Origin of the sequence: Ruegeria sp. TM1040 (assembly GCF_000014065.1) — a bacterium.
In the GTDB taxonomy this organism is placed as follows: Bacteria; Pseudomonadota; Alphaproteobacteria; order Rhodobacterales; family Rhodobacteraceae; genus Epibacterium.
In genome coordinates this window covers 44,405-63,850 of record NC_008043.1, presented here as the reverse complement: position 1 = coordinate 63,850, position 19,446 = coordinate 44,405, and the positions used below count along the sequence as shown (strand labels likewise).

Genomic DNA, 19,446 nt, shown 5'->3' with positions numbered 1-19,446 from the left:
CGGTCCCCGCGTGCGCAAACGCGTGGTTTTCATGTTCATGTTAAGAAACACCGGGACGGGAAAAACCAAACCCGGAGGGCACGCGGAACGCGACCTCCGGGCCATATGCAAACACCCCTCCGCCGCGGGATGTCCCAGGCGGAGAGAGGTGCGGATCACTGTGATCAGAAGTTCAGAACCGGGCAGCTGTCGTCGCTGGTGTAGTTGTGAACTTTGAGCTCGCCGGAAATGATCTTTGCTTTGGCATCTTCCACCGCGGCCTGCATCTCTGCGGTGACCAGCTCGGCGTTGTTTTCATCCATTGCATAGCCAACACCGTTGTCGGAGAGGTCAAGGGTGACCTTGCCGATTTCGAGATCTTCGCCAGCTTTCAGGATTTCATAGACGGCCACGTCCACGCGCTTGAGCATGGAGGTGAGAACCTTGCCCGGGTGCAGGTGGTTCTGGTTGCTGTCCACACCGATGGAGAGGATGCCCTCATCTGCTGCGGTTTGCAGAACGCCAACGCCGGTGCCGCCCGCAGCCGCGTAAACCACGTCCGCGCCCTGAGAAATCTGCGCTTTGGTCAGCTCGGAGCCTTTGACCGGGTCATTCCAGGCTGCCGGGGTGGTTCCGGTCATGTTGGAGATGATGGTCGCATCGGGGTTCACGGCCTTCACGCCCTGCGCGTAGCCGCAGGCAAATTTGCGGATCAGCGGCACGTCCATACCACCGATGAAGCCCACGGTGCCGGACTTGGAGGCTTCCGCCGCCAGCATGCCCACGAGGAAGGAGCCTTCGTGCTCGGAGAAGCTCACAACGTGGACGTTGGGCGCGTCGACCCAACCGTCGATGGTGACGAATTTGGTGTCAGGGTAGTCGCCGGCCACTTCTTCCAGCGGCGCGCTCATGGCGAAGCCGGTGGTGATGATCGGGTTGGCACCGGATTCAGCAAAACGGCGCAGCGCCTGTTCCCGCTGGGCTTCGGACTTCATTTCAATCTCGAGGTACTTGCCGCCGGTCTCATCCGCCCAACGCTGCGCGCCGTTATAGGCCGCTTCGTTAAAGGATTTGTCGAACTTGCCACCAAGGTCGAAGATCACAGCCGGGTTTGCCAGTGCGCTACCTGCGGTCAGCGCAACTGCGGCAGCAGCGCCCATGAGCGATTTCATCAGGGTCATTCAGATACTCCCAGTTTTTTCTTTCTTACCCCGCATCGCGGGCATGTCCGTTCAAAAAGGTGGAGCGATTTAGCCTGTTGCGCATGCCCGGGGTCAACATATTTTTGACCAGCCGGTCTAAAAATGTGAATTTCCGTTAAGGAAGTTCCCGTTTCATGAGCAAGGCATCCGCCGCTTCAGCTTCTGGTCGCGGATAATAGGCCTTTCGAATCCCGACAAGGCCGAATCCGCAAGCCGAGTATAGCGCTTGCGCGGCAAGGTTGTCTTGTGCGACCTCAAGAAAAGCGTCTGTGGCGCCGCGTGTCGCTGCGTTATGCATCCACATCTGCATGATCTTGCGCCCATGGCCCTGTCGCTGTTCATCCGGATGCGTTGCGATGGTGAGCAGCTCTGCCTCGCCCGCGATTTCACGCACCACGGCAAAGGCGCGCGCATCCCCGGTCAGATATGTGAAACGATCCGACAGAAGGTCGCCAAACTCAGCTTCCGTCCAGGGGCGGGACTGCGTAAAGGCGGCGCGATGTGTCGCGGCAAGCGCTGCGGGGCTGTCATCCATGGTGCTGTCCGTCATGGATCAGTCATTAAGAAGGGCGGGCGGCTGCTCGCGCGAGGGGGCCGCGTCGGCATCGCGCAGATAGAGCGGCGCGGGGGCAGGGAGGTCAGGTGCACCAAGACGGCTAGCGGCGACACGGGCGATTGCCTCGGCCACCGGATAGCGTGGCTCTGCGACGGTGCCGTTACAGCGCGCTGCGATCTCACTGGCCTGCTGCCCGACACACATCGCTCCGTCCAGAAGCGGTGGCAGCGTCTCAAGCGTATAGAGGCCGGGGGGCTGATCCCCCACCTGCAGATAGAGGTGGTCACGGCGCGCATCGACGCTCGATATCACCGGGGCGTTTTGCCCAAAGGCCTGCGCCTCAAGACTGGAGACGCCGATGGCCGGCACGTCTAACCCCAGCGCCAGCCCACGCGCCGCCGAAACAGAGATCCGGATGCCGGTGAAATTGCCAGGGCCAATGCCAACAGCAATGGCGTCCAGATCGCTCCAGGTGGCTTCGCCCTCGGCCAGGATCTCTTCGATAAGCGGCATCAGCCGTTCGGCCTGCCCGCGCGCCATTTCCTCGCGGCGCTGCGCCAAAACAGTCTCGCCCCGCAGCAAGGCCGCCGCGCAATGGGCGGAGGAGGTGTCAAATCCCAGGATCAGGGGGGCTTTGGCTGGCATCTGCAGTCTGTCTCTTTGAGGGTGCGGTCCCCTGTCTGTGGCAGAGCGGCGCACGACTCGCAAGTCATTGAGGGGTGCCGTCATTGGCCCGGCGGTGACGAGGTGATCAATGCGAGGCAGCATCGCGAGGGCCGTCTAGAAAAAAACCGGCCAGAGCGTCGTGCTCCTGACCGGTCCTTAAAAGGCGTTCTGCGTGTTGTCGTGCGCGCCGGGGGGGTCGGGTTTAGACCGCGACAGGGCGCACTTCTGTTACCTCGGGGATGTAGTGGCGCAGCAGGTTCTCGATCCCCATCTTGAGCGTGAGGGTCGAAGACGGGCAGCCTGCGCAGGCGCCCTGCATATGCAGGTAGACAACCCCACGATCAAAGCCGTGGAAGGTGATGTCGCCCCCATCCTGCGCCACAGCCGGACGCACGCGGCTGTCCAACAGTTCCTTGATCTGGTTGACAATCTCGCCGTCTTCGCCGGTGTGTTCCGCGTGGCCGGAGGCTTGCTGCTGGCCTTCGTTGATCACTGGCTGGCCAGATTGGTAGTGCTCCATCACGGCGCCCAGGACGGCGGGTTTGATGTGATCCCACTCGACCGAGTCGTCTTTGGTGACTGTGACAAAATCATTGCCAAAGAACACGCCTGTGACGCCGCTCACCGCAAAGATGCGCTGAGCCAATGGGGATTTTGAGGCCGCTTCGGCAGAAGGGAAGTCGGCGGTTCCTGCATCCAGAACGGTCTGGCCGGGCAGGAATTTCAATGTCGCCGGGTTCGGCGTGGATTCGGTCTGGATAAACATTTCGGCTCTCCGTCAGGTTGACCCGGTAAACTACGTTCACCGGGGCCTGTCAAGTTTTGGAATGGTTCTAAATTAGAGCCTGAAGCGCGAATTGCAAGGGTTCATACACCTTGCCCTGCCGCGCGTGCCATCCGTCTGCCGAGGCAGGTTGCGTGCGCGCCCTATGGTGCCGCGATGGCGCCAGCGGCATTGATCGCCGCATCAACAGGTTGCGGCTGGTGCAGCGCCTCAAATGGTGTAACCTGCAACGTATGCTGCAGGGTTTGCCGGTCCGCGATGCGTTTGAAGAGCAGAAAAGCCTGGCATGCCCCCCGGACAGCAGCATCAGCCTCTTCTTCGGTCATGGCGTTGAGCGTTGCGACCAGACGGCGCCAGATCGTCTTGTCAATCGCCGGGAAATAGGGCGCCGGGTCGATATCAAGATGCGCGCGGATCTTGTTGGCAATCAGCGTTGCCCCAAACGCAGAGCCATGAATGACATAGAGCCCCCCAAGTGCCGCGTAGCGATCCGTGGGCAATGCCACCGGCGGCGCGTGTTGTGTTTGCAGATGTGCGGGCAGGCCATGGTGCAAGCGCTGCAGGTAAGCCGAGAGCGAAAAGTCCGCCCATTCTCCCGAAGCTGCACGCGCGCGCTCGATTTCCCTGGCTGCGCCAAGAGAGACCGCCGAGGCGGTCTCAATCTGCGCGAGGGTCACGGAAGGGGCCAGCAGGCACGCCATGACAGGATGATGATGCATCTCCTGATGCTGCGGGTCGGTGGCCAGCCTGAGCCGCTCACGTCCGCCGATTTCTCCAGCCTTGGTCATCTCAGGTTGGATCCTCGCAGGGCCATTCAAAGACGAAACGCGCGCCGTCGCTATAGCTGGTGTCCAGATAGATCTGCCCGTGGTGGCTCTTGGCGATTTCGGTGCAGATCGCCAGACCAAATCCACAGCCCTCGCCACCATCGTGAAGGCGCGTGGCCTGCTCAAATATCTTTTCCGCATGTTTGGACTCGATCCCGGGGCCGTTGTCGGTCACGATCAGCCGGTTCATCTCGCCATCGAGCACCTCGCCCGTGATGTCGATTTGCAAAGGCTGATCCGATTTTGCGTATTTGATTGCGTTTCCACAGAGGTTGAGCAGCAGACGTGTGATGAGATCAGACGCGACGGTACAGTCTGGCAATGCCCCGACGTTGATCTGCCCCCCCGCCTGTTCGAGGTCATATTTGATCAGCAGCTTTGTATCTTCGGCCAGTTTCTTGAGGTCTGTCTTGCTGAACTTTGCTGTCGGCTGCTCGCGCAGCAGAGTCATCTCCAGCAGACTCTCGGTCAGGTTTTGCAGCTTCCTGGCCTGCGCCAGTGCGAGTTCCTGATGCTCTCGCGTTGTGGTTTTTTCAAAATCATCCTCTTCCATCCAGCCAAGCGCGGCGCTGATCCCCCGCAAGGAGCCTTTGATGTCATGTGCTGCCGTATGGGCAAATTTGCGCAGGGAGGAGTTCTCTTCCTTCAGCAGGAGCTGCGAGGTGATGATGTCGAGAAACTCCTTGAAGATCTCGCGTGCGGCTTCCAGTTCGGCCTCTTCCCAGGGCAGGCTTTGATCGCGGTGTTCTTCGACCCATTTGTCAAACGACTGTCGTGGCCCCAGGGTGACGCCCGTTTTCGGGTCGATCTTGGCCTGCGCGTCGGGGCGTCCAGCCCATGCGACCCGCCGTGTGATCGGCCCCCGAAACCACAAGAGTTGACAGACCCGGTGCATGACAATCGGCTGCACAAGGACGCCACAGGCGGTGTCGATGTGATGCTTTGCTTCGGGCAAATCAGCATGGAGGGACGCGGTCTGGAACTGATCCACATCCTCCATATTGGTCTTGCTCCATTGCACAAGCTTGCGAATGAAATTCTCGGGGGGGACCTCTCCTGAGGTGTGCATATTGGTGCCGAACTGAAAGGCAAAACCATCCGCGCGAAGGAACTTCTGCAGGATCGGGACCAGCGTCTTGATCACATCTTCTACATCGCCTGTGCGCCGCATTTCCGCGGCAAATTCATTCTCGATCCGGCGCAGGCGGCTGATCATGTCAGCGGTGGCCATACGCTCGGTCTGGTCGAACTTCAGCATCAGGGCCGTGCCAATTTCCTGCACCAGGCTCCAGCTGTCGGCGGGCACCACCATCGACCCTCCGCTGTGGCAGGCGATCAGGCCCCAGAGCTTGCCTTTGTCCATCAGGCTGCAGGAAAACGAGCTTCCTGCGCCAATGTTGCGCAAATAGGCGGTGTGCATGGCCGACACAGAGCGGTTCATTGCCCAGGTCAGATCAATGTCCCCAGCACCGGAGGTGAGCGCGCGAATGGCGATATTGTCGTCATCCACGCGCCCCACAAAACGAAAGGGGACAATTTCCATCAAGGCGCGGACCTGTTTTGGAATATCTCCGCTGGGAAAGTGCATGCCCAAATAACTCGGTAGGCTGCCGTCATTGCTCTCGGCGATGGTTTCCCCCGACCAATCCGGAAGAAAGCGATATATCTTTACCCGGGAAAACCCCGTCAGCGTGCGCACTGTATTGCAGGCGATCTGCATTGCTGCGTCGAATGTGGGGGCCGCCATGATCTGCGCGCATGCTGGTCCGCTCATACGCATGCGTTTGCGCGCTTGCGACGCGGATGGGGCTTCGTTCAGGACAAATTCGATGACCCGCCGCCCATCATGCACATGGCAGATGGTGTCATATACGCAATCGTCCACATTGCGTTGGCTTTCCAGGATCTCATGGACAATGTTTTGGCCATTGTCCGGCTCGGCCAGCTCGTCTGCAATGTCCGGCGCGATTTCCGTCAGGCTAAAGCCCAATATGGCCTCGACCGGTCGCCCCAGAAAGAGATGCGCATTCTCCGAGGCCCCTATTATCAAACCAGTTTCCGGGTCCTGTACGATCAGCGCGCCGGTATTTTGAATTAAACCAGAAAGATGAATCGGTTCACTGTCGCAGCTGTCCAATGTAGCGGCGGGGGTTCGGGCAAAAAAACTGGCAAGCGACGAATTCATTGCGGATCTCCATCACGAATGAATTAATAAAATGTCGGAAAGTGTAAACAATCGCTCAACGTTGCGTCGCTGGTATCGCTTTTTATGGGTAGGTCGCCGTAAATACTACGCAAGGTAAGGGCAACAATATCGCAATATTTCGGGGAAGATATGCTCTTTTAATGAAAGGCGTCTGGCCGGTTTCGGGAGAATGGTTCCAGATCAGTGTCTTGCGACCCATGTTTCGCAATTCAACCTAAGGCAGAAGGTGCCGACAGGACTCTCATTAAGAGTGGAATAAATCGTTCTGGGCGAGTGGTGAGAAGCCAAAAAATCTCCCTCACCGCGTCGTCAATGTGCATTGGTACGTGGCGCACCAAGGTTAAGAAAAAATCCCAGTCGCAGCATTCGCTTTGGACACGCCAGCGCATTGAGATGGTCCAGCGCAGGAATACGCGCCCTGTTCCAGCAGGTGCTTAGTCCAGGTCGCAGCTCGGTGCGGCTTCTTCTGAGAAGGCCAGATCAAACGTGCGCCGCAGGGCGACATCCACATCCGCCAAGGTAACGGGCAGGCCGAGGTCGACGAGGCTGGTGGTCCCATGCTCGCTGATCCCGCAGGGAACGATGCCCGAAAAATGCGAAAGATCCGGCTCCACGTTGATAGAAATACCGTGAAAGCTGACCCATTTGCGCAGCCGGATACCGATGGCTGCGATCTTGTCCTCGGCCACGGCACCGGCGGGCGTGAGGGGCTTTTCCGGTCGCTCCACCCAGACGCCAACACGACCATCGCGAATGTGGCCCGTGACATTGAACTCTTCCAGAGCAAGAATCACCCAGCGTTCAAGCTGGCGCACGAAACACCGCACGTCCTTGCCGCGCTCGGCAACGTTGAGCATCACATAGATTACCCGCTGCCCCGGCCCATGGTAGGTATACTGCCCGCCACGTTTGGTCACATGAACGGGAAAGCGGTCCGGGTCCGTCAGGTCTTCGATCCGCGCAGAGGTGCCAGCGGTGTACAGCGGCGGATGTTCGAGCAGCCAGATGCACTCTTCTGCCTCGCCTGCGGCAATGGCCTCGGCGCGCTCTTCCATGAAGCGGGTGGCCTCTTCATATGAGACCAGACCGTCGGAGGTGATCCATTCAACCATGCTGCCCGCTCCTTGCGTAGTCCCGTGCATCGGGGTGCATCATAAATTGGACACGCCAGTGCGCACGACTCGGAGCGCGCCCGCGCGTGTCTCTTCTGACACTGCCATAATTTCTTCTGCCGTCGAGTGCGAGGCCTTATTCACAAGGCACAAGGCTGAGACCGCGCCGCGCCAGTGGGGGGCAGCCTTGGCGGGTCCAAGCGCGACGCTCCTCATTGCGGGAAGGGTGCGAAGATGAGATCCAAAGCCGTCGCAAAATCAACGAATTAACGGATCGGTCAGATGAATTTTGAAGGCCAGCGCCGCGCCTGAAAAGAAAACTCAAGAATTTTGCGTTTTCCCTCTTCACATCCCTGAGGGGCTGATTTATACGCCCTCTCACACCAAGTCATAGACAGTGCGGTCGTGGCGGAATTGGTAGACGCGCAGCGTTGAGGTCGCTGTGGGGTAACTCCCGTGGAAGTTCGAGTCTTCTCGACCGCACCATTTCATCAGAAATGAAAATCGTCCCCCCTTGTTGGGATGCCGGTGTGAATTTCGATTTAGTGTCGGTTTAGTTGAAGCAGCGCACATTCGCGCGGCTTGAGCGTGATCCGTGCAGCAGGTCCATACTCTTGCCAGTCTGACATGAGGTCGAGAATCTCGGCTCGGGTGTCCGCGTCAAAAGCACCAAGGGTTTCAGCGCCGGGGTGGTAGCTCTCGCTGTCCAGACCATTGGCACGCACGATCTCGTGGCGGTCAAAGAGGATGTGCACATAGCACACCTGCGTGCCATCGCTGAGAATCCGAATGCTGTCTCCATTGACCAGATGCTTCGCCTTGATGAGCACCTCGGGCTGGCCAAATTGCAGATCTGCGAGCTCTGATCGGATCAGGACGCGGTGATTGGGCGAAAGTGCGATCTGGCCATGGTGGCCCAAAGCGTTGCGGGCGATCAGCACTGGTGCGTTGCGGCCCCGCGCGAGTCGGGTGCTGCGACCGATCCAGCGCAGTGGTTGTGGCCCATGGTCCCGCGTCATCACCTGCATGCCGACGGTGAGATCTTCGACCGCGATCGGCCCCGCTTCGGTGTCGATCAACGTGCCCGCGACAAAGCAGGGGGGCGCTGTGAGTTTGGTGTCAACCGTGACGGTGCCGGTCGCGGTATTTCCTGCCTCATCCACCACTGTGTAGGTGAAGCTGTTGGTTTCATCCTCGGGGCTGTCGTTGGTGATCGACAAGGTTCCGTCGGGATTGAGGGTAATCACCTCACCGCTTGCGAGCGTCACCGACTCTCCGGCCGATATTGCGGTGCCCGCGATATGGGAAATGGTCAGAGGACCCTTGCCCGCCCCGGCGTCATTGCCGAGAATATCAATCACTTCCGAGCCATTCCCGGAGATGGAAACAAAGTCGTCCGTCGCGGTCACAGAAGAGGCAAAGGGACCGGTAAGCGTGTCGATATCGGAGTTCCAGACCAGATCCCCCTGCAAGCCACCGCCGGGCAGGCTGGTGAAATCCAGCGTCATCGTGGTGTAGAGATCCCCTACGGGCGCATTGCCATCGAGCCCCGCGATCCCGGAGTAGGTCGCGGTGATCGTGCCGCCAAGGTCCTCGTAGTCGGGCGAGACCTTGAAGGGAAAGCCTTCTTTGGAGCCTGGAGTGGAGGGATCGTTCGGGTTGCCATCACTGGCAAAGGTTGTGTCGAACACGGAGTTTGCCGGGGCCAGATCGATCTTGAGCGAGGCGAGGGGCTTTGTCGTGGTCAGCTGGTGCCAGTCATAGCCGAAGTACATGTCGATATTGTCACCGGTCGCGCCCCCAGCAGTATAGGGATCAAGCGCTTTCCAGGTGAGCGTCTCGGTGGTTCCGTCGGTATAGGTGACGGTGATCTTCGCCCCTTCGAGGTCCACCCCGCGCGACGCGGTATCGGTGCGGATGCCGTGATCGCTCTGGCGCGGATCGTTGTCGGATCTGACAATGTCGATGTCTGGCATGGCCTGCGCCTTTTGGTAACTCACTCACTGCACATGGCAGAAATTGGTAAATATCTCGCCGCACAGGCTGTCGGCTGCGCCCAAGGGACAGAAACTGTCGCCACCGATCCCAAGGTGGGCGATGCCCGATGCTGTCTTGCGGGCGCATCAGGGGCGGTCAGCAGCCTATGCTGGATTTATCTCTGGTTAGCGACTGTGATGTTAAGATGGCGAAATGACATCATGTTTGCGGCACCCCTGCTTGGCGGGGCATGACGCGCAAAAAATGACGCCCGCGCCTTTGTTCTAAGGCACGGGCGATGCGATCCTGATTTGGCGCGGGTCAGAGGCTCAGTTGACGCGCTTTTCAAGAACCAAAAAGGTCATCATCCCAAGCGGCGGCAGCTTGCGCAGTTCTGCCACCTGCAAGGAGGGTTCTTGCAAAATAGTGTCCATCTTGAAATCGGAGTGCCAGCCGATCAGGTTCGCCATCGGTGCGGCGACACGCTCAAGCCCTGCAAGAACGCCGGTGTCCTTGGCAAAATGGTTGGTGATGACCACCTTGCCGCCGGGCTTCAGAACCCGCGCAATCTCGGCCATGACGCGTTCGGGCTCAGGAACGACCGAGAGCACATGCATGGCGGCGATGGTGTCGAAAGTGGCGTTTTCAAAGGCCAGCTCGCGCGCGTCCATGCGCTGCAGGTCAACGCGGCCATCCAGATCGAGTGCATCCACCTTGCGCTGTGCCTTGGCGAGCATCTCGGCGCTGAAATCCACGCCCGTGACGCGGACGTCTGGACCGTAATGCGGCAGCGACAAGCCCGTTCCCACGCCCACCTCAAGCACATGACCTTTGCGATTGTTTATGAAGGACACAGCCCTGCGGCGCCCGACATCGGTTACAGCCCCAAAGGTTCGATCATAAACCGGCGCCCATCGGGCATAGGACGACTCGACCGCTTCAATTTTCACTTCAATGTCCTTTCCTGTCATCCGAAATGCGATGAGAGAGAATGCTCCATAAAACTACAATCAAATACGCCAGACAGAGAACCACAAGAGTGATCCAGGCATAAATAAGCACCGCCGACCCTAATACCGCAAAACCAACGAGAAAGAACTTCACGTTGTTGCGAGAGATCTTTGCTGTTTTGAAAGACCATACCGGGAAGCGGGCGATCATCGCCCAGCCCACAAGAATGAGGTGCAGGCAGATCACAACATCGGGCAGCAAGGGCGCATCGGCAAAGGCGAAGGACAAAAACATCGGCAGCATCGCGAGCAACGCCCCCGCAGGGGAGGGGATGCCTGTGAAATAGGCCCCAGAGGCGTCTTTGTCCTCGCTTGGATCTGCCTTTGCCGTCACGTTGAACCGCGCAAGACGCACGACACAGCAGATCGCATATATGAGCACCGTGATCCACGCGAAGCCACGCAGATCTTCGAGCGCCCAGAAGTAGATCACAAGCGCTGGCGCGACACCGAAGTTCACAAAATCCGCGAGGGAATCGAGCTCCGCGCCCATCTTGCTGTCACTGTTGAGAAGTCGCGCCAGGCGCCCGTCCAGCCCGTCCAGAACGCAGGCCGCAAGGATCAACTGCACTGCCAGGACATAATTGCCCTCGATGCCAAAGCGGATCGCGGAAAGGCCGGCGCAAATAGCGGCGATGGTCAGCATGTTGGGGATCAGCTGGACCAGCGTCAGATGCGAGGGCGGGTGATGTTCTTCGTCGTCACCCATGCAGCTCACCTTTGTTCTGGTCAGTGTGCACCCCGGTTCCCAGTTCTGCGATCACGGTTTCCCCGGCGATCATGGTCTGGCCAATTTCCACCTGCGGCGACACGCCTTCAGGCAGGTAGACGTCCAGTCGGGACCCAAAACGGATCAGGCCAAAGCGTTCGCCCCGACCGAGCTGGGCGCCGGGTTTGACAAAGCAGACGATGCGCCGCGCAACTAGACCGGCGATCTGCACCACCGCGAGGTCGCGGCCGTCTTCCATGCGGATTGCGAGGCTGTTGCGCTCGTTGTCCGCGCTTGCCTTGTCCAGAGAGGCATTGAAGAATTTGCCGGGGCGGTAGGCGACGGCGGTGACTTCGCCTGCGACAGGCGCGCGGTTCACATGGCAGTTGAACACGCTCATGAACACGCTCACACGGGTCAGCGGGACATCGGGCAGGCCCAGTTCTGCGGGGGGTACTGCCGGCTCGATCAAAGAGACCACCCCGTCGGCAGGGGATATGACCAGCCCCGGTCGCGCGGGGGTGACCCGTTCGGGGTCGCGGAAGAAATAGTAGCACCAAACCGTGAGGCCCACGCCGATCCAGCCCAGGATGGGGGTCAGCAGGAACAATCCAAAGGTGACAGCGGCAAAGATCGCGACAAACTTGCGCCCCTCGGGGTGCATAGGTTTGATGAAAGTCCCGATCATATTCATAGTAGTGTCCTTTGCTTTGGATCTGCGAGGCGGCTGCTGCGCTGGCAGCGGGCGCTGCTGCAGATCCGAGTGTCAGGCTTCCCGTAGCACGTCCTGACGCCCCTCGCCACAGACCATAGCGTGCAAAAGCGCGCCCGCGTGCGGAAACGGCTGTCTTCCGGGGTGCAACGAAAACTTGCGCCCAATTCGGCCGCAGTTGCGCGCTCTTAGTCGGTGGCCTCACCAGCAGCCGTGTCTTGGCTGAAGATATTGATCCAGCCGCCTTCGGTGCGCTGCCAAATCGAGGTCACATACATGTCTTCGGCCTGGTTGCGCCGATGGCGCATGAACCGCGCTCGGTAGCTGAGCATGGCGTGATCAGAACCAAGGGCGCGCGCCCTCAGGTCGGTGAGCGCATAGCTCTGCACTGTGGCGCCCTCGGCCAATTGTCCGACATGGGCAGATTTGTCGGCAAAACCGTCGCCATAGACGCCAAGAAAGCTCTGGCAGAGAAGTGAGGCGTCCAGATCAGCGTCCCCGCGCACCAGCGCATCCCAAACCTGTTCTTCATGTGCTCTAAGCTCATCGAGGAGCGGGTCGTTGCTCATGGTGCGCAGAGGGGCCTTAGCCGGCACCGCGCAACTGGTTGCGCAGCTCTTCGGTTTCATGCCGCGCCTCGCGCAGCCCGTCCATGGCCGCGCGCAATTCGGCCTCGGTCTGGCTCAACTGGTTGGTGAGCTCAGCCTCACGCTGCTGAAGATAGGTGATGGCCTGATCGCGGGTTTCCTCTGCCTCGTGGAGTTCCTGGCTCATGCGGTCCAGATCGGCCACATCGCTTTGACGGACACGGGTGAAACGATGCACCAGCCAATTGGCAAACCACCCCATCGCGAAGGCCACAAAGAGGATGATTGCTGTGGTGAGGATGAACTCTGTTCTGCTCATTGTCCGTCGGTGTCCTCTTCGGGGGCCGCGGCAGCGGCGGGGGGTGTTTCAGGCGTTTGTGCGTCCGCATCACCTGCGGGCGCGGCCTCGGCATCTGCGGATTGCGCGTCGGATTCGGCCTCGGCTGTTTCGGCATCGTCCTGTGGCAGAGCGCTTTCGATCAGGCGGAATTCGATCCTGCGATTGGCCTCGCGGCCCTCTTCGGTGTCGTTGCTGGCGATCGGATTGTCCTCGCCATAGCCGCGCGCCACAAAGCTCCCGGTCAGGATGCGGCGCGCGCGCAGAGCGTTCAAGACCGATTGCGCCCGTGCCTGGCTCAGGTTCTGGTTCATTTCCTCACGGCCCTGGCTGTCGGTGTGGCCCTGGATCTCAAGAGGAATTTCGCCACACTGCTGCAACAGCTTGGCGATCTTGTCGATCACGCGCGCACTGTCGGCGGCCACCGTGGCAGAGCCCGGCTCAAAGGCAATCTTGTCGGCGCGCTGGATCGCCGCCAGTTCCGCCTCGCAGAGTTGCGGCGCCATCAGCTTGTCTTCGGGCTCCGGGGGCTTTTCAAAGGTGATGTCGAGGTCGTAATCCTCTGCCTCGCCTAATTTCTGCGAGAGCATGCGGGCAATCTCGGCGCTGGCGTTTTCAACGTGACTCATGCCGCGCACTGCCACCAATTCGGGGGTCACGGTGACCGAGCCGCGTTCGAGTTGGGCCAGCGCATCCAGCGCGGCCAGCACACGGATCGGCCAGACGCCGGGCAGATCCGGCGAATTGCGGGTGGCAACATAAACCGTGTCGCTGCCAAAGCGGGCTTTGGCATAGCTGTCGACAGTGCGCTTCTGGGCATTGTCGCTCAGACGTCCACGCAGCTGAACCTGCCCCTCCGGGCTGAGGGTGGCGGTGAATTCCGGGATGATGTCGGCGGTAGTCTCCTCGGGCTCAGGCAGCACCGCATGCAGCACAAAAACCTGCGGCAGCGCGTTCTCAAGCTCGCCCACGACCCGATCGAAAAGCGCCTCGGGCGTGCCCTGCGCAGCCACAAGCGTGACATCGCCGTTGGAGAAGGTGATCGAGCCCTGTTCAAGCGACGTGAGTGCCTCAAGCCCGACTTCGACCGCGCGCGACCAATTGGCCGAGGGCACACCAAGACCGATGGTGCAATCGGCCTGACGTTCCAAACCCGCATCACGGGCCGCGTCCAGAATACGGCTGCGGCTTTCTTCGCTCTCGGCAGAGCAGGCATCAAAGCGCCCGCCCTCGGGGCCAAGAACATAGCGCAGCGTGAACGGCGAGATCACCGGGCGCGGCGCAGCAATGTCGAGCGTTACATGCACGTTCGGCGGCAGCATCCGGTTGAGCTCTGTTTCAAGCTCTTCCTTGGCCTCGGGGCTGTCGGCAATGGCGGTGATCTGCACAGCGCCTGCCTCGACCGAGATCTTGGTGCGTGGCAGCAGGGCCAGCGCCTTCAGGGCGTAGGACATGGCATCCGTCCAGCCCTTTGGCATCGGATAGTCTGCGGTTTCCACAAAATCGGTGACTTGCGGCGCCCCCCGGATTGCGCCGAGTTTCTTCACCAGTGCGCGGTGATCGCTGTCGCTTGGAATGAGACCGATAATCGAGATGCCCGCGTCATTGCGCAGGATCTCGGTGGAGAACCGGGGCGGGGCGATCCCTTTGGAGGGGGTGATCTCCATCTGGTCGATGATCCGCGCCGCATCCACCACGGAGCCGACCTCGGAAATGGCGGCAAAACGCGTGGCCTCATCCGGGGCCTCGCCCGACAGTTCCACCCGCAGCCCATCCGCCGCAACCTCGGCCCAGGTGAAGCCGGCCTTGTCGAGGGTGCGGCGCACCACGATCTCGGAATTGTTCTCAAGCGCCGTCGCCGCGAATCCCGCAACCACCAAGCTAAGACCGGCTGCACCGGCAAAGGCGGCGGTGGGGATCAGAAACGAGGATATGCGCATGAGGTCAGAAATTCCGGTAGTTTCGTCGTCAAAGGTCTTACTAGGCCAATCGCGCTGGATCAATCGCGCCTGTGGTCTGGATCAGGCAAACAGGGCCAGCCCAAGGAAAATGAGCGGAATCAAGCCGGTGTCCCGGTTGAGCCGAAACAGCGACAGGAGGCGGTCGTTGTTGTCGGCGTCAAAGGCGCGCAACTGCCATGTCATATGCCAGCCCATCGCCCAGGGTGCACAGAGCGAGAGCGCCAACGCCAGAACCGAGGCAGCGGGCTGTACGGCCATGATGATTGCAAGCGCCATCAGGCTCACGGTGGCAACAATAAAGCGGCGCAGCCAGGTTGGCGTGTTGGTGCCAAAGAGCCGTGCCGTAGATTTCACCCCGATCAGGGCATCATCCTCGGCATCCTGATGGGCATAGATGGTGTCATAAAAGAGCGTCCACGCGATCCCGGCCACATAAAGCACCACCGCAGGCCAGTTCAGATGGCCCGTATGCGCCACCCACGCCAGCATCGCACCCCAGTTAAAGGCGAGCCCCAAGAAAATCTGCGGCCACCAGGTAAACCGCTTGGCAAAGGGATAAATCGCCACCGGGAAGAGCGCGAGAATCCCCATCGCGACCGCAGCCTGATTGAAGGTCAGCAGGATGCCAAAGGCGATCAGCGATTGCAGGGCCATCCAAGCGAGCGCCCCTTTGATAGAGACCTGACCGGAGGGAATGGGGCGCGACCGGGTGCGCTCGACACTGCCGTCGATGTTGCGATCAGTGATGTCATTCCAGGTGCATCCCGCGCCGCGCATCAGCCACGCACCAAGCGCGCAGGCCACAAAGATCCACAGATCCTCCCAGCGCGCATCCTGTCCGGCGATCATCGCAAGTGCCAATCCCCACCAGCAGGGCAGCAGCAGGAGCCAGGTCCCGATGGGGCGATCCGCACGGCTCAGGCGCAGGTAGGGGCGGGTCCAGGCGGGTGCATAGATGTCGACCCAATTGTCTTTCACCGCATCCGCGACTTGTCCATCTGGTGTTGGCGACTGGCCTTGCATATGTAGGACCCCATGAGTGCTAAAGTCAGACTGTATGTAGATCACCCCTTGGGGGCAGGGCAAACGGTTCCTCTGGACCGCGATCAGGCGCATTATCTCTTTGGGGTGATGCGGCTCTCCGTGGCCGCGCGGGTTGCGCTTTTTAACGGGCGCGACGGGGAATGGCAGGCCGAGGTGGCCGAGGCCGGCAAGCGCGGGGGCGTGCTCGCCTGCCTTGAGCAATCAAAGCCCCTGCAGTTGCCGCCCGACCTGTGGTTGATCTTTGCGCCGATCAAGAAGGCGCGGACCGATTTCATCGTCGAAAAAGCTGCCGAGATGGGCGCCGCGCGAATCTTGCCGGTGGCGACAGAGTTCACCAATTCCGAGCGCATCCGACAGGACCGTCTACAGGCCCATGCCGTCGAGGCTGCCGAGCAATGCGGCGGCACCTATGTGCCCGAGGTGGCAGAGCTGCAAAAACTCCCGTCGTTGTTGGACCATTGGCCCGCAGAGCGTCAGTTGATGTTCTGTGACGAGGCCGAGATCGGCCAGCGGTTGTTTCTGGATGTGGCCCAGGTGGAGGGCTCCGCTGGCGCGGCCGGGCCCTGGGCGATTCTGATCGGGCCGGAGGGCGGGTTTTCCGATGCGGAGCGCAAGCGCCTCCATGCAATGCCACAGGCCCATGTGGTCAGTCTGGGGCCACGGATCCTGCGTGCGGATACTGCGGCTGTGGCCGCACTGACGCTTTGGCAGCAGCGGTTGGGAGACTGGTAATGGCCTGGCGCGCAGCAGAGCCCTCAGACCTCGCGTGGATTGAGGCACTGCTGTTTGCGCATATCGAAGGCGCCATGTTCTTGATCGGGAACCTGCGCGATCACGGGTTTGGATCGGATCATTCTCATGGGCTGACGCTCTGGGTGCGGGAGGCGCGTGACGGGGTCTTTGGTATCACCAACAGTGGTTCGGTAATGATGATGGCACCGGGCGCGACGCGACGGGACTGGCAGGAGGCCGGACAGCTTCTGGCGGGGCGCGATGTCACGGCGGTGTTGGGAAAAGCGATGCAAGCGCGGCGCTTTATCGCGGCCAATGACATCGGAGATCACCCGTGCCAGCTGGATCGAGATGATCCGGGGTTTGTGCTCGACCTCAGGGATGTTTCGGTGGAGATGCGCCCCGAAGAAGCGCTTGTGCCATTGGCCGAGGCGCCGCGCGGACTCGTGGAAGGTTGGCGCGCGGCCTATGAGGTCGAGGTCCTCAATGCTGCGCCCGACGCGGCACGGGACAAGGCGCGTCACGATATTGCGACCTATATCGCCAGGGACAGCCACCGCGTGCTAACGGTTCAGGGTGAACCGGTGGCGATGAGCGGTTTCAACACGGCCTTTGACGAGGCGGTGCAGGTTGGCGGTGTCTATACGCCGCCAATGTTGCGTGGGCGTGGCTACGCGCGCCGCGTCGTCGGTCGGCATCTGTTGGAAGCGCGCGAGCGCGGCGCCCGGCAGGGGGTGCTGTTTGCCGCGGGCAAAGACGCCGCTCGGGCGTATCGCGCGCTCGGGTTTCAGCCAGCAGATGCATTTGCGCTGGTTCTGTTTTCAACACCTGCGCAGATCTGTGCAGGTCGGGTGGAGGACGTCAGATGAGTTTCATTCGACCAGAGGCGCGCGCGGCTTTGTGGCGGTGGCGTGAACTCCTGGGGGCGCTGGCGCTGCTGCTTTTGGGGCTTCGGTGGGCGCTTTGGGGCATTGGTTTGACGCAGGTCACGGGCTGGGCCTGTGTGACGCTGGCGGTTGTGCTTGCGGTGGTCGGCGCGCAGCGGATGCGGTTTCGCCTTGGCTCTGGGGGGCCGGGTGTCGTGCAGGTCACCGAAGGTCAGATCAGCTATTTCGGCCCGCTCACCGGTGGCGCCGTCGCGCGGTCCGAAATCGAGACCCTGCGGCTCGATCATACCGCGCGCCCGTCGCATTGGGTGTTGGAGCAGCCGGGGCAGCCGCCCTTGGCAATTCCGGTGACTGCAACCGGGGCGGAGGCGCTCTTTGATGTCTTTGCCAGCCTGCCGGGATTGAAGACAGAACGCATGCTGAGTGAACTGCATCACAAAGGCCCTCACCAAGTCGTGATATGGCAGAAATCACCAGAGTCGCACCAGGCGTATCGCCTGCATTGACACTGGCGCGAATTCGCATCACCACTTTAACCCCGGGCCGCGCGCCCTTTGTCACAAATGCCACGTTCGCCCCTGTTTGGCGACGACCACAAAGGGGGCCTCCCTATGTCCATTCCTCAGTCCGGTGGCGGACCAATCGAAAGCCATGCTCAACTGGCGGCCTACATGGAAGCGGGCTGCAAGCCGCGCGACGATTGGCGCATTGGCACCGAGCATGAGAAGTTCGGCTACTGCAAGGACACGCTGAAACCGCTCCCCTACGAGGGGACGCGCTCCATTCTGGCTGTTCTGGAAGGGTTGCGGGACCGTCATGGCTGGGAGCCGGTGACCGAGGGCGGCAAGCTGATCGGCCTCACCAAGGACATGGCCAATGTGAGCCTTGAGCCGGGGGGAGCGCTGGAGCTGTCAGGTGCCCCGCTCGAGACCATCCATGAGACCTGCGATGAGGTGAACACCCACCTGCGCGAAGTCAAAGACATTGCTGACGAGATCGGTGTTGGATTCATCGGTCTTGGGGCCGCCCCGATCTGGCAGCACGACGAAATGCCGCTGATGCCAAAGGGCCGCTATCAGTTGATGAACGACTACATGGAGCGCGTCGGCACCATGGGGCGCGCGATGATGCGGCGCACGTGCACGGTGCAGGTGAACCTCGATTTCGCCTCCGAGGCGGATATGGTGCAAAAGCTGCGCGTGGCGCTGGCGCTGCAACCGGTGGCGACGGCGCTCTTTGCCAATTCCCCCTTCTTTGAAGGCAAGCCTAACGGGCTCAAATCCTGGCGCAGCCACATCTGGCGGCATCTGGATGATGCCCGTACCGGAATGCTGCCCTTTGTTTTTGAAGAGGGCATGGGCTTTGAACGCTATGCGGACTATGCCCTTGATGTGCCGATGTATTTTGTTTACCGTGATGGCAAATATATCAATGCTTTGGGCCAGTCTTTCCGGGATTTCCTCAAGGGCGAGCTACCCGCATTGCCGGGCGAGACGCCCACATTGAGCGACTGGGCCGATCACCTGACGACCGCATTCCCAGAAGCCCGCATCAAGAAATACATGGAAATGCGCGGCGCCGATGGTGGCCCCTGGCGTCGCCTCTGTGCTTTGCCCGCGTTCTGGGTGGGTCTGATGTATAATCAGTCTGCGCTGGACGCGGCCTGGGATCTGGTCAAGGGCTGGGACGCGGAGACTCGCGAAAACCTGCGCATCGAGGCTGCGGTCAAAGGGCTGCAGGCAGAGGTCGGCGCGATCAAGATGCATGATCTGGCACGAGAGGTTCTGGCGATTTCAGAAGCCGGACTGAAGGCGCGCGCCCGTCAGGGTGCAGGCGGTCTTGTCCCCAACGAGACTCATTTCCTCAATGCACTGCGCGAGAGCGTCGAGAGCGGCAAAGTCCCCGCAGACGAACTCTTGGATCGCTACAATGGCGATTGGAACGGTGATCTGACCCGGATCTATGCCGATTACAGCTATTGAACGGCACTAAGTTCTTATTTGAAACAAGAAAAGGGGCGCCGCTGGGGCGCCCCTTTTCTTGCGCGGTCTGGTTCGCGGCGCCATGAAACCGGGGGTCGTGTGGTGACGTCCCAAGGGCATATTTCCCCCCAATCAACAACTTGTCCGGGTCCCGACCTGTCCTTAAGAGAGCGCCA

Annotated in this window: 19 protein-coding genes and 1 tRNA gene; 5 read left to right on the top strand and 15 right to left on the bottom strand. The window is 60.6% G+C overall.

Annotated features, from left to right (window positions below; translation table 11 throughout):
- Window positions 1–164 precede the first annotated feature (164 nt).
- The 7 genes from TM1040_RS00855 to lipB form a co-directional block, all read right to left on the bottom strand.
- Complete coding sequence (locus tag TM1040_RS00855) at window positions 165–1,160, bottom strand: BMP family lipoprotein (protein ID WP_011536714.1); 996 nt, start codon at window positions 1,158–1,160, stop codon at window positions 165–167.
- A gap of 136 nt (window positions 1,161–1,296) precedes the next feature.
- Entirely contained in the window at window positions 1,297–1,731 is a 435-nt protein-coding gene (locus tag TM1040_RS00850; RefSeq protein WP_011536713.1) for a GNAT family N-acetyltransferase, read from the bottom strand.
- Window positions 1,732–1,734: 3 nt separating this feature from the next.
- A complete protein-coding gene (gene tsaB / locus TM1040_RS00845) occupies window positions 1,735–2,382 on the bottom strand; it encodes a tRNA (adenosine(37)-N6)-threonylcarbamoyltransferase complex dimerization subunit type 1 TsaB (RefSeq protein WP_011536712.1) in 648 nt (215 codons plus the stop codon).
- A 223-nt stretch (window positions 2,383–2,605) separates the two neighbouring features.
- Window positions 2,606–3,169, bottom strand: a complete 564-nt coding sequence (locus TM1040_RS00840; protein WP_011536711.1) for a NifU family protein — start codon at window positions 3,167–3,169, stop codon at window positions 2,606–2,608.
- 161 nt (window positions 3,170–3,330) lie between these two features.
- A complete protein-coding gene (locus TM1040_RS00835) occupies window positions 3,331–3,975 on the bottom strand; it encodes a biliverdin-producing heme oxygenase (protein WP_011536710.1) in 645 nt (214 codons plus the stop codon).
- 1 nt (window position 3,976) lies between these two features.
- Window positions 3,977–6,199, bottom strand: coding sequence for an ATP-binding protein (locus TM1040_RS00830; protein WP_011536709.1), 2,223 nt, complete (start codon window positions 6,197–6,199; stop codon window positions 3,977–3,979).
- A 455-nt stretch (window positions 6,200–6,654) separates the two neighbouring features.
- Window positions 6,655–7,332, bottom strand: coding sequence for a lipoyl(octanoyl) transferase LipB (gene lipB, locus TM1040_RS00825; RefSeq protein ID WP_011536708.1), 678 nt, complete (start codon window positions 7,330–7,332; stop codon window positions 6,655–6,657).
- Window positions 7,333–7,731: 399 nt separating this feature from the next.
- On the opposite strand from lipB, the gene TM1040_RS00820 reads away from it, so the two are divergent.
- Window positions 7,732–7,818, top strand: a tRNA-Leu gene (locus TM1040_RS00820).
- A gap of 56 nt (window positions 7,819–7,874) precedes the next feature.
- On the opposite strand, the gene TM1040_RS00815 is transcribed toward TM1040_RS00820, so the two are convergent.
- The 8 genes from TM1040_RS00815 to ubiA form a co-directional block, all read right to left on the bottom strand.
- Window positions 7,875–9,308: a Hint domain-containing protein gene (locus TM1040_RS00815; protein WP_011536707.1), complete on the bottom strand. Its 1,434-nt coding sequence runs from the start codon at window positions 9,306–9,308 to the stop codon at window positions 7,875–7,877.
- Between the two features lie 330 nt (window positions 9,309–9,638).
- Window positions 9,639–10,259 (bottom strand): class I SAM-dependent methyltransferase, encoded by a 621-nt coding sequence (locus tag TM1040_RS00810; protein ID WP_044026429.1) that lies wholly within the window; start codon window positions 10,257–10,259, stop codon window positions 9,639–9,641.
- A 1-nt stretch (window position 10,260) separates the two neighbouring features.
- Window positions 10,261–11,028 (bottom strand): CDP-diacylglycerol--serine O-phosphatidyltransferase, encoded by a 768-nt coding sequence (gene pssA / locus TM1040_RS00805; RefSeq protein WP_011536705.1) that lies wholly within the window; start codon window positions 11,026–11,028, stop codon window positions 10,261–10,263.
- The gene (locus TM1040_RS00800) at window positions 11,021–11,770 is read right to left on the bottom strand and encodes a phosphatidylserine decarboxylase (RefSeq protein ID WP_256378196.1); all 750 of its coding nucleotides are present in this window, start codon (window positions 11,768–11,770) and stop codon (window positions 11,021–11,023) included. The genes pssA and TM1040_RS00800 overlap by 8 nt, the downstream gene beginning before the upstream one ends.
- A 158-nt stretch (window positions 11,771–11,928) precedes the next feature.
- Window positions 11,929–12,309: a nuclear transport factor 2 family protein gene (locus TM1040_RS00795; protein WP_044026516.1), complete on the bottom strand. Its 381-nt coding sequence runs from the start codon at window positions 12,307–12,309 to the stop codon at window positions 11,929–11,931.
- Between the two features lie 16 nt (window positions 12,310–12,325).
- Window positions 12,326–12,646, bottom strand: coding sequence for a hypothetical protein (locus TM1040_RS00790; RefSeq protein WP_011536702.1), 321 nt, complete (start codon window positions 12,644–12,646; stop codon window positions 12,326–12,328).
- Complete coding sequence (locus TM1040_RS00785; protein ID WP_011536701.1) at window positions 12,643–14,604, bottom strand: OmpA family protein; 1,962 nt, start codon at window positions 14,602–14,604, stop codon at window positions 12,643–12,645. The genes TM1040_RS00790 and TM1040_RS00785 overlap by 4 nt, the downstream gene beginning before the upstream one ends.
- A gap of 81 nt (window positions 14,605–14,685) precedes the next feature.
- A complete protein-coding gene (gene ubiA, locus TM1040_RS00780) occupies window positions 14,686–15,648 on the bottom strand; it encodes a 4-hydroxybenzoate octaprenyltransferase (protein ID WP_011536700.1) in 963 nt (320 codons plus the stop codon).
- 12 nt (window positions 15,649–15,660) lie between these two features.
- On the opposite strand from ubiA, the gene TM1040_RS00775 reads away from it, so the two are divergent.
- The 4 genes from TM1040_RS00775 to TM1040_RS00760 all read left to right on the top strand — a co-directional run bounded on the left by TM1040_RS00775 (window position 15,661) and on the right by TM1040_RS00760 (window position 19,270).
- Window positions 15,661–16,401: a 16S rRNA (uracil(1498)-N(3))-methyltransferase gene (locus TM1040_RS00775; RefSeq protein WP_011536699.1), complete on the top strand. Its 741-nt coding sequence runs from the start codon at window positions 15,661–15,663 to the stop codon at window positions 16,399–16,401.
- Window positions 16,401–17,270, top strand: coding sequence for a GNAT family N-acetyltransferase (locus TM1040_RS00770; RefSeq protein ID WP_011536698.1), 870 nt, complete (start codon window positions 16,401–16,403; stop codon window positions 17,268–17,270). Before TM1040_RS00775 ends, TM1040_RS00770 begins: the two co-directional genes overlap by 1 nt.
- Window positions 17,267–17,794 carry a hypothetical protein gene (locus TM1040_RS00765; RefSeq protein WP_011536697.1) on the top strand — a complete coding sequence of 176 codons (528 nt, stop codon included), beginning with the start codon at window positions 17,267–17,269 and terminating at the stop codon, window positions 17,792–17,794. The genes TM1040_RS00770 and TM1040_RS00765 overlap by 4 nt, the downstream gene beginning before the upstream one ends.
- A gap of 105 nt (window positions 17,795–17,899) precedes the next feature.
- Window positions 17,900–19,270, top strand: a complete 1,371-nt coding sequence (locus TM1040_RS00760) for a glutamate--cysteine ligase (RefSeq protein WP_011536696.1) — start codon at window positions 17,900–17,902, stop codon at window positions 19,268–19,270.
- Window positions 19,271–19,446 lie beyond the last annotated feature (176 nt).

Coding starts and splice junctions, on each gene's coding strand:
- TM1040_RS00795 (WP_044026516.1), bottom strand. CDS start 12,309: ATGAGCAACGACCCGCTCCTCGATGAGCTTAGAGCACATGAAGAACAG.
- tsaB (WP_011536712.1), bottom strand. CDS start 2,382: ATGCCAGCCAAAGCCCCCCTGATCCTGGGATTTGACACCTCCTCCGCC.
- TM1040_RS00770 (WP_011536698.1), top strand. CDS start 16,401: ATGGCCTGGCGCGCAGCAGAGCCCTCAGACCTCGCGTGGATTGAGGCA.
- TM1040_RS00855 (WP_011536714.1), bottom strand. CDS start 1,160: ATGACCCTGATGAAATCGCTCATGGGCGCTGCTGCCGCAGTTGCGCTG.
- TM1040_RS00790 (WP_011536702.1), bottom strand. CDS start 12,646: ATGAGCAGAACAGAGTTCATCCTCACCACAGCAATCATCCTCTTTGTG.
- ubiA (WP_011536700.1), bottom strand. CDS start 15,648: ATGCAAGGCCAGTCGCCAACACCAGATGGACAAGTCGCGGATGCGGTG.
- TM1040_RS00840 (WP_011536711.1), bottom strand. CDS start 3,169: ATGTTTATCCAGACCGAATCCACGCCGAACCCGGCGACATTGAAATTC.
- TM1040_RS00760 (WP_011536696.1), top strand. CDS start 17,900: ATGTCCATTCCTCAGTCCGGTGGCGGACCAATCGAAAGCCATGCTCAA.
- pssA (WP_011536705.1), bottom strand. CDS start 11,028: ATGGGTGACGACGAAGAACATCACCCGCCCTCGCATCTGACGCTGGTC.
- TM1040_RS00785 (WP_011536701.1), bottom strand. CDS start 14,604: ATGCGCATATCCTCGTTTCTGATCCCCACCGCCGCCTTTGCCGGTGCA.
- TM1040_RS00850 (WP_011536713.1), bottom strand. CDS start 1,731: ATGACGGACAGCACCATGGATGACAGCCCCGCAGCGCTTGCCGCGACA.
- TM1040_RS00835 (WP_011536710.1), bottom strand. CDS start 3,975: ATGACCAAGGCTGGAGAAATCGGCGGACGTGAGCGGCTCAGGCTGGCC.
- TM1040_RS00765 (WP_011536697.1), top strand. CDS start 17,267: ATGAGTTTCATTCGACCAGAGGCGCGCGCGGCTTTGTGGCGGTGGCGT.
- TM1040_RS00830 (WP_011536709.1), bottom strand. CDS start 6,199: ATGAATTCGTCGCTTGCCAGTTTTTTTGCCCGAACCCCCGCCGCTACA.
- lipB (WP_011536708.1), bottom strand. CDS start 7,332: ATGGTTGAATGGATCACCTCCGACGGTCTGGTCTCATATGAAGAGGCC.
- TM1040_RS00815 (WP_011536707.1), bottom strand. CDS start 9,308: ATGCCAGACATCGACATTGTCAGATCCGACAACGATCCGCGCCAGAGC.
- TM1040_RS00775 (WP_011536699.1), top strand. CDS start 15,661: ATGAGTGCTAAAGTCAGACTGTATGTAGATCACCCCTTGGGGGCAGGG.